13 protein-coding genes are annotated in these 13,751 nt (G+C 70.7%); 3 read left to right on the forward strand and 10 right to left on the reverse strand.

The genetic code is table 11. The features are described from left to right. Positions 1 to 86 precede the first annotated feature (86 nt). Positions 87 to 290, forward strand: a complete 204-nt coding sequence (locus tag ACN20J_RS10970) for a DUF1918 domain-containing protein (protein WP_361891618.1) — start codon at positions 87 to 89, stop codon at positions 288 to 290. Here ACN20J_RS10970 and ACN20J_RS10975 read toward each other — a convergent pair. Beyond that, a complete protein-coding gene (locus tag ACN20J_RS10975) occupies positions 287 to 1,582 on the reverse strand; it encodes a glycoside hydrolase family 10 protein (protein WP_419665799.1) in 1,296 nt (431 codons plus the stop codon). The genes ACN20J_RS10970 and ACN20J_RS10975 overlap by 4 nt on opposite strands. A gap of 171 nt (positions 1,583 to 1,753) precedes the next feature. Here ACN20J_RS10975 and ACN20J_RS10980 point away from each other — a divergent pair, with 171 nt between their 5' ends. Next, positions 1,754 to 2,614, forward strand: a complete 861-nt coding sequence (locus ACN20J_RS10980; protein ID WP_055613884.1) for a 3-hydroxybutyryl-CoA dehydrogenase — start codon at positions 1,754 to 1,756, stop codon at positions 2,612 to 2,614. 240 nt (positions 2,615 to 2,854) lie between these two features. Next, positions 2,855 to 3,112, forward strand: a complete 258-nt coding sequence (locus tag ACN20J_RS10985) for a hypothetical protein (RefSeq protein ID WP_055613885.1) — start codon at positions 2,855 to 2,857, stop codon at positions 3,110 to 3,112. Positions 3,113 to 3,135: 23 nt separating this feature from the next. On the opposite strand, the gene ACN20J_RS10990 is transcribed toward ACN20J_RS10985, so the two are convergent. The 9 genes from ACN20J_RS10990 to rpmI all read right to left on the reverse strand — a co-directional run bounded on the left by ACN20J_RS10990 (position 3,136) and on the right by rpmI (position 13,662). Continuing rightward, the gene (locus ACN20J_RS10990) at positions 3,136 to 3,681 is read right to left on the reverse strand and encodes an NUDIX hydrolase (protein WP_055613886.1); all 546 of its coding nucleotides are present in this window, start codon (positions 3,679 to 3,681) and stop codon (positions 3,136 to 3,138) included. Positions 3,682 to 3,832: 151 nt separating this feature from the next. Beyond that, a complete protein-coding gene (locus ACN20J_RS10995) occupies positions 3,833 to 5,173 on the reverse strand; it encodes a hypothetical protein (protein WP_055613930.1) in 1,341 nt (446 codons plus the stop codon). A gap of 310 nt (positions 5,174 to 5,483) precedes the next feature. Further along, positions 5,484 to 6,536 carry a PP2C family protein-serine/threonine phosphatase gene (locus ACN20J_RS11000; protein ID WP_419665800.1) on the reverse strand — a complete coding sequence of 351 codons (1,053 nt, stop codon included), beginning with the start codon at positions 6,534 to 6,536 and terminating at the stop codon, positions 5,484 to 5,486. 492 nt (positions 6,537 to 7,028) lie between these two features. Beyond that, positions 7,029 to 9,530 (reverse strand): phenylalanine--tRNA ligase subunit beta, encoded by a 2,502-nt coding sequence (pheT, locus tag ACN20J_RS11005; RefSeq protein WP_189839963.1) that lies wholly within the window; start codon positions 9,528 to 9,530, stop codon positions 7,029 to 7,031. Beyond that, on the reverse strand, positions 9,530 to 10,660 hold the full coding sequence (gene pheS, locus ACN20J_RS11010) for a phenylalanine--tRNA ligase subunit alpha (protein ID WP_190229328.1): 1,131 nt from the start codon (positions 10,658 to 10,660) through the stop codon (positions 9,530 to 9,532). Before pheS ends, pheT begins: the two co-directional genes overlap by 1 nt. A gap of 146 nt (positions 10,661 to 10,806) precedes the next feature. Continuing rightward, positions 10,807 to 11,952 (reverse strand): sensor histidine kinase, encoded by a 1,146-nt coding sequence (locus ACN20J_RS11015; protein ID WP_190229329.1) that lies wholly within the window; start codon positions 11,950 to 11,952, stop codon positions 10,807 to 10,809. A gap of 79 nt (positions 11,953 to 12,031) precedes the next feature. After that, the gene (locus ACN20J_RS11020; protein ID WP_189839966.1) at positions 12,032 to 12,874 is read right to left on the reverse strand and encodes a TrmH family RNA methyltransferase; all 843 of its coding nucleotides are present in this window, start codon (positions 12,872 to 12,874) and stop codon (positions 12,032 to 12,034) included. 114 nt (positions 12,875 to 12,988) lie between these two features. After that, positions 12,989 to 13,372: a 50S ribosomal protein L20 gene (gene rplT, locus ACN20J_RS11025; protein WP_007457565.1), complete on the reverse strand. Its 384-nt coding sequence runs from the start codon at positions 13,370 to 13,372 to the stop codon at positions 12,989 to 12,991. A gap of 95 nt (positions 13,373 to 13,467) precedes the next feature. Then, on the reverse strand, positions 13,468 to 13,662 hold the full coding sequence (gene rpmI, locus ACN20J_RS11030; protein WP_019065473.1) for a 50S ribosomal protein L35: 195 nt from the start codon (positions 13,660 to 13,662) through the stop codon (positions 13,468 to 13,470). Positions 13,663 to 13,751: the final 89 nt, after the last annotated feature.

A 13,751-nucleotide genomic window follows, 5' to 3' on the forward strand; every position in this document is an offset into this window, starting at 1 on the left:
GTACGAGCCGGTATCAACCGGCGTCACGCGCCGTAGAATTACGGCCACCAACCGCTACTCCCGTGCGGAACGAGGAGGCCCTACCGATGCAAGCAACCGTAGGCGACCAACTGCTGATGCACGGCCGGATCGTCGGACAGCACGACAAGGTCGCGGAAGTCGTCGAGGTACTCGGGCAGAAGGGCAGCCCCCCTTACCGGGTCCGCTTCGAGGACGGCCACGAGACCCTCATGTCACCCGGCCCCGACTGCGTGGTCCAGCACCACGACGACACCGCCACCAACCACTAGGCCCTGCGCGCGGGCTTCGCCGGCTGCTTGTAGTGGTCGGCGACCACGCGTGCCATGGCCCCGATGCTGTCGGCCGCCACTTCCCTGGCGGAGAAGAAGACGTGCCCGCGTACCTCGGGATGGTTCCGCGCCAGGGTGAGGTGGCGGGACAGCTCGGCCACGTCCTGCCAGGCCGCGGGCTGCGCGGGGTCACCGGCCTTGTAGAGCGCCTCACCGACGTACAGCTTCGTGCTGCTGCCGCGCGCGGTCTCGGCCCACCAGGGGACCAGCTTCGCGTAGTCCGCGGCGGCGAAGCCGATGTTCCAGTAGAGCTGCGGGACGATGTAGTCGATCCAGCCCTGCCGGACCCACTTCCTGGTGTCGGCGTGCAGGTCGTCGTACGTCTGCACGCCGGCCCGGGTGTCCGAGCCCCGTGAGTCGGTCGTGGCGTTGCGCCACACCCCGAACGGGCTGACCCCGAACTTCGTGCCCGGCCGGGCCTTCTTGATCCGGGCGGCCGTCTCCAGCACCAGCCGGTCGATGTTGTCCCGCCGCCAGGCCGCCCGGTCGGCGAAGTCGTCGCCGTGCGCGGCGAACGCGTCGTCGTCGTCGAAGACCTGGCCCGCGACCGGATACGGGTAGAAGTAGTCGTCCCAGTGCACGGCGTCCACGGCGTACTTCTCCACCGCGTCGAGCATCGCGTCCTGGACGAAGGTGCGGACCTCGGGCAGACCCGGGTTGTAGTACAGCTTCCCGCCGTACGGCACGACCCAGTCGGGGTGCTTGCGCGCGGGGTGCGAGGCGACGAGCTTCGTCGGGTCGGTGTGGTTGGCGATGCGGTACGGGTTGAACCAGGCGTGCAGTTCCAGGCCGCGCGCGTGGGCCTCCTTCACCGCGGTGCCGAGCGGGTCCCAGCCGGGGGCCTTGCCCTGGACGCCGGTGAGGCACTGGGCCCAGGGCTCGTACGGCGAGGGCCACAGCGCGTCGGCCGTGGGCCGCACCTGGAAGATCACCGCGTTCAGCCGGCGCGCCACCGCCTGGTCGAGGTGCGCGAGCAGTTCGGTGCGCTGCTGGGCGGCGGTCAGCCCGGGCTTCGAGGGCCAGTCGCGGTTGGCGACGGTCGCCACCCACATGCCGCGCAGCTCGTCCCCCGGAGCACGGCGCTTGCGGGGCCGGGAGTCGTCGCCTCCGGAGCCCCCACCGGACCCGTCGTCCCCGGAGATCCGCGCCGCCGCCGTCAGTCCCGCCGTCACGAGTCCCGACAGCCCGACCGCCGCGGCCGTCGCGAATCCCCGACGTGACATACGCCCCATGCCGCACGCTCCAAACACTCCGGGTCCGCCTGGTCACGGACCGTTTCCACCGCACAGCATGCCCGACCCGGCCGGACGATCGTGTGCAGTTCCGGAGTAACGTGCGTGGCGGTGACAGGCACCGGACGGGAACCTGTCGGGCCAGTGACGAGTGAGAGCGAAAGGGACGATGTGACCGACATCGAACGCGTCGGAGTGGTGGGCTGCGGCCAGATGGGGGCGGGCATCGCCGAGGTGTGCGCCCGCGCCGGCCTGGATGTGAAGGTCGCCGAGACCACCGGTGAGGCGTTGGAGATTGGCCGGACCCGGCTCTACAACTCGCTCTCCAAGGCGGCCGAGCGCGGCAAGATCTCCGAGGAGGAGCGCGATGCCACGCAGGCGCGGCTCTCCTTCACCACCGACCTCGGCGAGTTCTCCGACCGCGATCTGGTGATCGAGGCGGTCGTCGAGAACGAGCAGGTGAAGACCGAGATCTTCCAGGTGCTGGACCAGGTGGTGACCCGGCAGGACGCGATCCTCGCCTCCAACACCTCCTCGATCCCGCTGGTGAAGCTCGCGGTCGCCACGTCGCGTCCCGACCAGGTCATCGGCATCCACTTCTTCAACCCGGCCCCGGTGCAGAAGCTCGTCGAGCTGATCCCGGCGCTGACCACGTCCGAGGGCACCATCAGCCGGGCGCAGTCGCTGGTCGAGAAGATCCTCGGCAAGCACGCGATCCGTGCGCAGGACCGCTCGGGCTTCGTGGTCAACGCGCTGCTGATCCCGTATCTGCTCTCCGCGATCCGGATGTTCGAGTCCGGCATGGCGAGCCGCGAGGACATCGACAACGGCATGGAGCTCGGGTGTGCCCATCCGATGGGCCCGCTCAAGCTGTCCGACCTGATCGGTCTCGACACGGTTTCGTCTGTCGCGTACTCGATGTACGAGGAGTACAAGGAGCCGCTGTACGCCGCTCCGCCGCTGCTTCAGCGGATGGTCGACGCGGGGCGGCTCGGGCGTAAGTCCGGCTCCGGTTTCTACACGTACGCCTGAGCGCTCCCGCGGGTCGTCCGTCGCCCGCGGGTTCGTTTTACGGGGTTTGGCTACTGTCCGTACAACCTCAGGCCGACGCGGGCCCGGCTCCCTTCGGGGGGCCGGGCCCGCGTCATTCACACACCGTGTGCGCGGCGGGCTCGCATATGCCCCTCGCACACTCTCCCCACGTGTCCACCAGGCGAGTTGACTTTCCGTGCGCATGAAGCGGATGTGCCGACTACGGAAAGGAGCGGACCCGTGACCGCCGACCCGGAGCATCCCGTGGTCCAAGGAGAACTCGCAGAGTTACGCCGCAAACTCGATGTGGCTCATGCCCGCGTCGAGGGCGGCCTGGCTCTGCTCAGCCATCGCGCCGAACAGACCGCCAAGGAGGTGAACGACCTGAGCGCACGGATCGTCACCCTGGAACACACCCGCTGGCCGCTGCGTGCGGTAGCGGTCGTCACGGCCGTGGGCGCACTCGCCGTGGCGGTCTATCAGGCTCTGGGCCGCTAGGCCCCAGGACGCGGTGGGGGGGATCAGGGCAGAGCGTCCTGCCCGAGCCTCAGATGGTGCAGGAGGAGCAGTGCGGCTGCCATATTGGCGGCCGGGACCTCGCCGCGGGCGACCATGTCGGGGACGAGCTTGAGGGGAACCCACTCCCGACGGTCCGACTCGAAGTCGTCCACGGGATGCCCGATGTACGCGCCCTCGTCGGCCCAGTAGATGTGGTGCCGTGCGTCGGTGAGCCCGTTGGAAGGCTCGACGCTCATCAGATGGCGCAGGGGTCCCGGTCGCCACCCGGTCTCCTCCTCCAGTTCGCGGGCCGCCGCGACGGCGATGTCCTCGCCGTCCTCGACGACACCCGCGGGAAGCTCCCATCCCCAGCTGTCGGTGATGAAGCGGTGCCGCCACAGCAGCAGCACCTCATTGGCCTCATTCACCACAGTGGCCACGGCGACGGGCCGCAGCCGTATTAAGAAGTGATCGAGGTGCCGACCGTCCGGCAGCTCGACATCTGCGAGATTGACGCTGAACCAGCGGTTTGCGTACACAGTTTGTTCGTTCAGTTTCGTCCACTGCACTTTTCTGCCACCTTCCGCCGAGTAGATGGCAATATGGCAGCAGGAGCGTCCTCACAGCAGGCTCACAGCAGGCCGCTCGCAGCGCGGCGGTAGGCGCAGAGTTGCCCACCGCGGGGAGGCTCGGGGGCTCCCCGCGGTGGGGTTGGAACGTCTAGAGCGGTACGCGCAGTGCTCCGTCGATGAGTTCAGCGGCCTCGGAGGTGCCCGCGCAGCCGTTGGCCACCAGGTGTTCGCGTACCGCCCGCAGTCTGTCGCGCAGCCGCTGGGACTCCATCCCTCGCGCCCGCTCCGCCATTTCGACCGCGGTGACCACCGCCTTGTCGGCGTTGCCCTGGCGCAGTTCGATCTGGCTCAGCATGGCGAGCCGGTGCACCCTGCCCCGGTCGTGCGCCGGGTTGTCCACGGCCGCCGCGGCGTGCTCCCGCGCGGCCGACAGGTCGCCGAGGCTCAGGAGGGCCTCCGCCACCTGTACGTTCACCAGACCGGGTTGGACATAGCCGGTCTCGTCCGGTTCGTAGCCGCGCCGGATGCGCTCAGCGGCCTGCTCGGCACGCCGGATGCAGGACAGCGCGCTGCTGCCGTCGCCGAGGTGTGCGTACGCCTTGGCCTGCATCGCGTAGAGGTCCGACGCGAGCGCCGGAGTGATGTGCCGTCCCGCGGCACGCAGCGCGGCCTCCGCGAAGGCGACCGCCTGCCGGTGCTCGCGCATGAAGAGCGCCTGGTTGACGAGGAGCGCGATGACATAGGCGCCAAGCCCTCTGTCCCCGCTGGCCTTCGCGAGTCTGAGCGCCTGGTGGAAGTACCGCTGGGCCAGTCCGTGCGCGTCGGAGTCGTAGGCGCAGATGCCCGCGATCGCCACCAGGCCGCCGGTGGCCCGGTGCAGCTGGCGGCCGGTGGCGTCGGTGTAGCTGCCCCTGAGGAGCGGCGCGGTCTCGGAGTTGAGGAAACCGACGATGCGGGTACGGGTCGCCACGCCACCGGCCTTGCGGTACATCTGCTCGTAGTGGGCGCGGGCGGCACGCAGCATCTCGATGTCGGACATGCTCACGCGGTGCCGTCCGCCGCGCGAGACGTCCACGTCCTCGGGCGGGTTCTCCCACTCCCACACGGGCATCACGGCGGGCGTGCCCGTGACGGCGGGGGCTCCGAGGATGTGCGGGCGCTGCTGCTCGTCGGAGCGCCACAGCGCGGTGGCGCGCTCCACGAATCCCGAGAGCGTCGTGCCGTGCGGGGTGGCCGGTTCGCCGGGCACGCCGAGGCCGATGTCGTCGAGTGTGACGGGCCGTTGGAGCCGGCCGGCGAGTACCTCGCAGATCAGGTCGGGTACCTGGCCGCGCGGTCGCTGGCCCTTCAACCACCGCGCCACGGCCGTGTGTTCGTAACGGAGTGCGAGGCCACGTGCCCGGCCTGCCTGGTTCACATGGGCCGCGAGTCCCGCGTGCGAGACACCGGCCTCGTCGAGGATCGCGTCGAGCAGAGTGTTGGGCTGCATGAAGGCCATCCGGTGGCTCGGTGCAGACGGTGCTGCTTAACGTAGCGCCTCCGTCTTCACACGGGGTGTGAACGGAGTGCCCGAATCCGGGCAGTACGCGCGCTGTTGCGGAGAGTTGCTACCCGGTTGACTGAATTGCCTCGTAAGAGGCCGGCCGGGCCGCCGGCTCCCCCTCGTACAGTGCGGCGGCCCGATTCGCGCCGTCCGCCCAGCTGCCTGCCCGACACTCCGTGGCGGGGCGGACGGCTCCGCCGGGTCGCTCGGCTGGGTTGCTCTGCTGGGTTGGGCCGGACGACCGAGCACCGGATGACTAAAGGTGGTTGGTCGGCTGCGGGTCCATCGTGACTTGTCGCGCGGTTCCCCGCGCCCCCAAGGGGGCCCGACCCTGCTGACGGTCGTTGCGCAGGACCAGTACGGCCACGTCGTCCGTCGGGAATCCGCCCGCGTGGCGCAGCAGTTGGGTGAAGACCGTGCGGAGTACGGACTGGGGCGAGAGCGGCTGGGAGCGGGAGGCCTCGGCCAGCGCGGCGCCCAGCGGAAAGAACCGGCCGGCGCCGTCGCGGGCGTCCTCGACACCGTCGGTGTGCAGGAACAGTGCCTCGCCCGGCAGGAAGGGCCCGCAGCGGACGACGGGCAGCTCGGCGGGGAGCGGGAAGAGCCCGAGGGGAGGCAGCGGGTCACCGACGGCGAGGTGCTCCACCTGTCCTCGTACACCGACCGGTTCCGCGTGGTGGCGCAGCAGATACGGCCTCGGGTGACCGCAGTTGAGGGCACGCATCTCGCCGTCGGGGCCGATCTCCAGGAGCAGCACGGTGACGAACTCCTCGGCGACCGGGTTGTCGGGGTCGAGCCCGGACGAGGGGTGCTCGGCCCTCGCGCGCTCCCGCAGATGCCGGGCCATGGCGCGCTCCAGCCTCCGCAGTACGCCCGCGAGTTCGGCCTCGTCGTGGACGGCCTCGCGGAAGCTGCCGAGCACGGCGGCGACGGTACCGAGGGCGGCGAGCCCGTGCCCACGGACGTCACCCATCACGATCCGCACACCGTGCTCGGTGCCGATCACCTCGTACAGGTCTCCCCCGACGCTGGCCCCGCGGTCGGCGGAGAACTGCGCCGCCGCGATGTTCAGCCCGTCGACGCGCGGCGGCAGCGGGCGAAGGAGTGCGCCCTGCGCGGCCCCCGCGACCTTGCGGACCTGCCGGAGTTCGCGCAGCAGCCCACGTCTGACGTGCAGCATCAGGCCCGTGCCGACGGCGAAGAAGACGGCGCAGCTGGCGATCCGGGCGCCGAGCCCGTTCTGCTGGGCGAGCGGACAGGCCAGTTTGTACGTGATCGCCGCCGCGCCCCACACGGCGGGCAGCCCCATCTCCAGCACCCGCCGCAGTCGTTGCTGATCCCGGCCGAGCCGGCGGGCCTCACTGCGGCCCGGCCGGCGGGCCCGGGCGCGGCGCAGTCTGTCGGCCTGTGTGCGACCGAGCGTCCGGGATACGGTTTTCCGCCATCGTGTCCGGTGGCTCGCCTCGGGACCGGCCCGACGGAGACCCCCAGCCTTGGTATGGATCATGCCGATGGCCCCCCTAAGGCCCTGTTCAGCGCAGGCACCGGCCTGTTCGGCCGGGTCGATTCTGTCGACCGCCTGCCCCGATCGGCCCGGATCGCCCACACTTGTCACCCATATGAGTGAGGTGACACGAACAGCGCCCCGAAAGGGGCACAGGGCTGTGAAATTTCGCGGCTCCGCCGCGGGAGCGCGACCAGCCACGGGCCCCTGAAAGGGGCGCGGGGAACTGCGCGACAAGCCACGACGCAGCCGCAGCAAGCCATCAACCCGCAGTTCCCCGGCACCACTTGCAAAGAGCTAGCTCCGAAGAACAGCCCCGGCACGCTCACCCGCGAGGGCAACGGCGGCGTCACGCGCCGCGGAGGCCTCGTCCACGGTCAACGTGCGATCGTCCGCGCGGAAGCGCAACGCGTACGCCAGCGACTTCCGCCCCTCGCCGAGCTGCTCGCCCTCGTAGACGTCGAACAGCCGGATGGACTCCAGCAGTTCGCCCGCCCCCTCGCGGAGCGCGGCCTCGACGTCGGCCGCCGGAACGTCCCGGGAGACGACGAGCGCGACATCCTGCGTGGCGACCGGGAAGGTCGACACGTGCGGGCCCTTGGGCAGCCCCGCGCTCGCCTGCTCCAGCACGTCCAGGTTCAGCTCCATCGCGCAGGCGCGCGCGGGCAGCCCCAGGGCCTTGAGGACACGGGGGTGCAGCTCGCCCGCGTACCCGATGACCCGCTCGGCGCCGTCGACGACGACGGCGAGCTCGGCGCAGCGGCCCGGGTGCCACGGCCCGTACTGGCCCTGGCGCACGAGGAGTTCGGTCCCCGACTCGCGGGCGAGGGCGCGTGCGGACTCGACGGCGTCGGCCCAGTCGGCCGGGCGGCCCTTGCCCCACCAGCCGGCCTGCTCGCGGGCGCCCGCGAGGACGACGGCGGCGTGCCGGGGCTGGACGGGGAGCGCGTCGGTGAGCGACGCGATCTCCTCGTCCGTGGGACGGCGGTCGACGGGCAGCCGCACCGCCACGCGCAGCTCGTCCTGCGGGTGGAAGACCAGGCCCGTCTCGAAGAGCGCCAGGTCGTGCGAGCCCCGCCCGTCGTTGCGGCGCAGGGCCTGGAGGAGGCCCGGCAGCAGCGTCGTACGGAGCGCGGGCTCCTCGTCGGAGAGCGGGTTGACCAGCTTGACGACCCTGCGCTTGGGGTCGTCGGCGGCCAGGCCGAGCTGGTCGAAGACGTGCTCGCCGATGAACGGGTAGTTCAGCGCCTCGACATAGCCGGCGCCGGCCAGCGCGCGGCCGACCCTGCGGTGCAGCCGCTGCCGGCCGGTGAGGCCGAGGCCCGCCGGGGGCTTCGGCAGGGTCGAGGGCAGGTTCTCGTAGCCCTCGAGACGGATGACCTCTTCGGCCAGGTCGTTCGGGTCCGTCAGGTCGGGCCGCCAGGACGGGACGGTGACGATCAGCTCGTCCTGCCCGTAGACGTCGCAGCCGACCTGCTGGAGACGGCGTACGACGGTCTCGCGGCCGTAGTCGACGCCCGCGACCTTGTCCGGGTGGTTCGCCGGGATGCTGATGGTGCGCGGCGCCGAGGGCGCGATGACCTCGGTGACGCCCCCGTCGGCGGTGCCGCCCGCGAGGAGGACCAGCAGGTCGACCGTGCGCTGGGCGGCGGCGGACGTGGCCTCCGGGTCGACGCCCCGCTCGAAGCGCTTGGACGCCTCGGAGGCCAGCTTGTGACGGCGGGCCGTGCGCGCGATGGAGATCGGGTCGAAGTGCGCGGCCTCGACGACGACCTCGGTGGTGGTGCCCTCGGTGTCGTCGATCTCGGTGTTGGCACCGCCCATGACACCGGCCAGGCCGATCGGCCCGCGGTCGTCGGTGATCACCAGGTCCTCGGCGTCCAGCGTGCGCTTGGTGCCGTCGAGGGTGGTGAGCTTCTCGCCCGGCTCGGCCCGGCGCACACCGATCGTGCCCTGGACACGGGAGCGGTCGTACGCGTGCAGGGGCTGACCCAGCTCCAGCATCACGTAGTTGGTGATGTCGACGGCCAGCGAGATCGGGCGCATGCCCGCCTTCTGGAGGCGGCGCCGCAGCCAGATCGGGGAGCGCGCCTCCGGCGACAGACCGGTGACGGTGCGCGCGGTGAAGCGGTCGCAGCCCTGCGGGTCGGAGACCTGCACGGGGTAGCCGAACGCGTTCGGGCCCGGTACGTCGAGCAGCGCCGGGTCGCGCAGCGGCAGGCCGTAGGCGGTCGCGGCCTCGCGGGCGACGCCGCGCATCGACAGCGCGTAGCCGCGGTCGGGCGTGACGGCGATGTCGAGGACCTCGTCGACGAGTTCGAGCAGCTCGACGGCGTCCGTGCCGACCTCGTGCTCGGGCGGCAGGACGATGATGCCGCCGCTGCCGTCGTCGCCCATGCCCAGCTCGTCGCCGGAGCAGATCATGCCGTGCGAGGTGTGGCCGTACGTCTTGCGCGCGGCGATCGCGAAGTTGCCGGGCAGCACGGCGCCGGGCAGGACCACGACGACCTTGTCGCCGACGGCGAAGTTGCGGGCGCCGCAGACGATCTCCTGCGGCTCACCGGTGCCGTTGGCGGTGCCGACGTCGACCGTGCAGAAGCGGATGGGCTTCTTGAAGCCCTCCAGCTCCTCGATGGTCAGCACCTGGCCGACGACGAGCGGCCCCTTGAGGTCGGCGCCGAGCTGCTCGACCCGCTCGACCTCCAGACCGGCGGACACGAGCTTGGCCTGCACATCGCGGCCGGTCTCGGTGGCGGGGAGGTCGACGTACTCCCGCAGCCAGGAAAGCGGGACCCGCATCAGATCTCCATCCCGAACGGCCGGGTGAACCGGACGTCACCCTCGACCATGTCTCGCATGTCTTCGACGTTGTGGCGGAACATCAGCATCCGCTCGATGCCGAACCCGAAGGCGAATCCGCTGTACTTCTCGGGGTCCACACCGCAGGCGGTCAGCACGCGCGGGTTGACCATGCCGCAGCCGCCGAGCTCGATCCAGCCCTCGCTGGAACAGGTGCGGCAGGGGCGGTCGGGGTTGCCGACGGACTCGCCCTTGCAGACGTAACAGAGCATGTCCATCTCGGCGGACGGCTCGGTGAAGGGGAAGTAGTTCGGGCGCAGCCGGGTCTTCATGTCCGCGCCGAAGAGCGACTGGACCATGTGGTCCAGGGTGCCCTTGAGGTCGGCCATGGTCAGGCCCTCGTCGACGGCGAGCAGCTCGATCTGGTGGAAGACCGGGGTGTGCGTGGCGTCCAGCTCGTCCGTGCGGTAGACGCGGCCGGGGCACACGACGTAGACGGGCGGCTCCCGGTCGAGGAGCGCACGGGCCTGCACGGGCGAGGTGTGCGTGCGCAGCACGACACCGGACTCACCGTCGCTGTCAGCACCCTTGGGGCCCTGCACGAAGAAGGTGTCCTGCATCTGCCGGGCCGGGTGGTCGGGGCCGAAGTTCAGGGCGTCGAAGTTGAACCACTCCGCCTCGACCTCGGGGCCCTCGGCGATCTCGTATCCCATGGACACGAAGACGTCCGCGACCCGCTCCATCATGGTGGTCAGCGGGTGCCGGGCGCCGGGCGGTACGCGGTCGTGGGGCAGCGTGACGTCCACGGCCTCCTCGACCAGCACGCGTGCGTCGCGCTCGGCCTCCAGTTCGGCCTGGCGGCCGGCGAGCGCCTTGTTCACCGCGCCGCGGGCCATGCCGACGAGCTTGCCGGCGGCGGCCTTGGCGTGCGGGGGCAGGGCGCCGATCTCGCGGTTGGCGAGGGCCAGCGGCGAGGCGCCACCGGTGTGGGCGACCTTGGCCTCCTGGAGCGCGTCGAGGTCACCGGCGGCGGCGAAGGCGGCGAGCGCCTCGTCCCGCATGCGCTCGATCTCTTCCGGTTTCAGTGCCTCGACCTCAACAGGGTCGTACGACTTGTTCGGTGCCGACATCTCTTCCCGTGCTTCCGATTGGTTGGCCAACGGTCCCCGTCGCGACTCGCGGGACGCCCTGTCCCTGAAAAGGGGACGCAAAGGTGCCAAAGGCCGAGTCTAACGGGGGTGAGGTATGCGAATGCGCCCGTGGGGCCGCTTCGGCGTTACTGCAAGTACGCCGGGGTGCCCACGGGCAACGTAAATCGGAACTGTGCGCCGCCCTCGGGGGCGCGGCCGACCGTGATGGTGCCGCCGTGGGCCTCGACGATGCCCTTGACGATGTAGAGCCCGAGGCCGGTGCCGCCGCGCTTGCTGCCCCGCCAGAAGCGGGTGAAGACGCGGTTCATGGACTCCTCCGGGATGCCGGGGCCTTCGTCGCTCACCGTGACCGACGTGCAGGCGTCCTCTCCTTCGCGGAGGGACGGCGCGGGCTCCACGTCGATGGTGACGGTTCCCTCGCCGTGGCGCACCGCATTTTCCAGCAGGTTGCTGAGCACCTGGTCGACCTTGTCGGGGTCGGCCCACAGATCGGGCAGGGGCTGGCCGATGCGCAGCAGGAAGCGGTCGGCCGACTGGCCGGAGGCGACGTACGCCTGGATGTGCCGGCCGACGGCGGCGCCTATGTCGACGGGCTGGCGGCGCAGTTCGAGGCGCCCGGAGTCGATGCGCGAGATGTCGAGGAGCTCGGCGATGAGGCGGGTGACCCGGTTGGCGTCCGCGTCGACCGTCTCCAGCATCAGCTTCTTCTGGTCGTCCGTGAACCGCTCCCACTTGGCGAGCAGCGTCGCCGTGAAGCCCTTCACGGAGGTGAGCGGCGAGCGCAGCTCATGGGCGACCGTGGCGATCAGCTCGGCGTGACTGCGCTCGGTGCGGCGGCGGGCCTCGGTGTCGCGGAGGGAGACGACGACGCGGCGGATCGGGCCGGTGGGCCGCACCCGCACGTACCGTGCCGAGACCAGGACCTCCCGGCCCCCGGGGAGCAGCAGATTGCGCTCGGGCTGTCCGACCCGGATCGCCAGGCCGCCGTACGGATCGGTCAGCTGCCACCAGCGGCGGCCTTCGAGGTCCTCTAACGGCAGGGCCCACTCCAGATGCCGGCCGAGGGCGTCGGCGGCGGACGTGGCGGTGATGCGGGCGGCGGCGGCGTTGAAGCAGATGACCCGGCCGCGCTCGTCGGCGATCACGAGTCCGTCGGGCAGTTCGTCGGGGTCGAGGCCGAGCTCGGTGAGATCACCGTGCCGGGACGCGGGCGCGCTCCGCACGTCATGTGCCCGCAGTGCGCTCTTCGCACCGCTCGTGCCGACACTCATCCCCGTACCCCACCTCTCGTCTGGCGCAGGGCCCCCGAGCCCGTCACCCTACTAGCTGGGAGTGACGGAACGGACCCCCTCAGGAACCAGCACGGCGGGCACGCTGTGCACGAGCCGACGCGTAGAGACATACGGCGGCCGCCGTCGCGAGGTTCAAGCTCTCGGCCTTGCCGTGAATGGGTACGCGCACAACGGCGTCCGCCAGCGCACGCGTCTCCTCCGGGAGCCCCCACGCCTCGTTCCCGAAGACCCAGGCGGTGGGCCCGCTCATGGTGCCTTTGTCCAGTTCGTCGTCGAGGTCGTCCTCGCCCGCTCCGTCGGCGGCGAGGATCCGCACCCCGGCGTCCTTCAGCCCCTGCACCGCGAGCTCCACGGGGACGCCGACCGCGACGGGCAGATGGAACAGCGAACCGACCGACGCCCGTACGGACTTGGGGTTGTAGAGGTCGACGGAGGCGTCGGTGAGGACGACGGCGTCGGCGCCCGCGGCGTCGGCGCAGCGCAGGACGGTGCCGGCGTTTCCGGGGTCCCGGACGTTCGCGAGTACGGCGACCAGCCTGGGCTCCGCCTTGAGGATCTCCTCGAAGGGCGTGTCCAGGAACCGGCAGATCCCGACGAGTCCCTGCGGGGTGACGGTCGTCGAGATGTCCGCGATCACGTCCTCGTCGGCGAGGTGCACCCGGGCTCCGGCGTCCCGGGCCTCCCCCACGATGTCGGCGTACCGCTCGGCGGCGTCCGGCGTCACGAACAGCTCGACCAGCGTCTCGCCACCGTCCCCCCGGTGCCCGGCGGCCTCCCGCACGGCCTGCGGCCCCTCCGCGAGGAACAGCCGCTCCTTCCCCCGGAAGTTCCGCCGCGCAAGCCGCCGGGCGGCGGAAACACGCGCGGAACGAGGAGAGATCAGCTCGGGGCCGACAGGCATGGGTTCACCTTTTGCTTCACAGGGGCATTTCGAGCGCAGCGCAAACACATATGGACCCGCAAGCCATGAGGCGAGCGGGTCCACAAGCTAGTCCGGCCAAGGCCAGCGCCAGCGTCACGCAGCCTTCGGCGCGTTGACGTCCGACGGCAGGGCCTTCTGCGCGACCTCGACGAGCGCGGCGAACGCGTTGGCGTCGTTGACGGCCAGCTCGGCGAGGATCTTGCGGTCCACCTCGATGTTGGCGGCCTTCAGACCCTGGATGAGGCGGTTGTACGTCATGCCGTTCTGGCGGGCAGCGGCGTTGATGCGCTGGATCCACAGCTGACGGAAGTCGCCCTTGCGCTTCTTGCGGTCGTTGTAGTTGTAGACCAGGGAGTGGGTGACCTGCTCCTTGGCCTTGCGGTACAGGCGCGAACGCTGGCCGCGGTAGCCCTTGGCCGCCTCGAGGATTGCCCGGCGCTTCTTGTGGGCGTTTACTGCGCGCTTGACGCGTGCCACTTGTTAACTCCTTGTAGCGGGGCCGTGGTGGTCGTCACACGGCCCGAATTCGATTGGGTCCCGGTCCAGACGTACGGCGCCGAGGCGCCCGAACGTCACTTGCCGAGAAGCTTCTTGATCTTCTTGGCGTCGCCCGGGGCCATCTCGGCGTTGCCGGTGAGGCGGCGCGTCACGCGCGACGACTTGTGCTCGAGCAGGTGGCGCTTGCCGGCGCGCTCACGGAGCACCTTGCCGGAGCCGGTGATCTTGAAGCGCTTGCTGGCACCGCTGTGCGACTTGTTCTTCGGCATAGCGCCGTTCTCTCCTCGTCAGTGGCGCTCCTGTGCCCGGTCGTGAAACCGGGCACAACGGAACGTCATGTGTATCGGTTGACGTCCCC

This window comes from Streptomyces sp. 2-1 (genome assembly GCF_048564895.1).
Lineage (GTDB): Bacteria > Actinomycetota > Actinomycetes > Streptomycetales > Streptomycetaceae > Streptomyces > Streptomyces phaeochromogenes.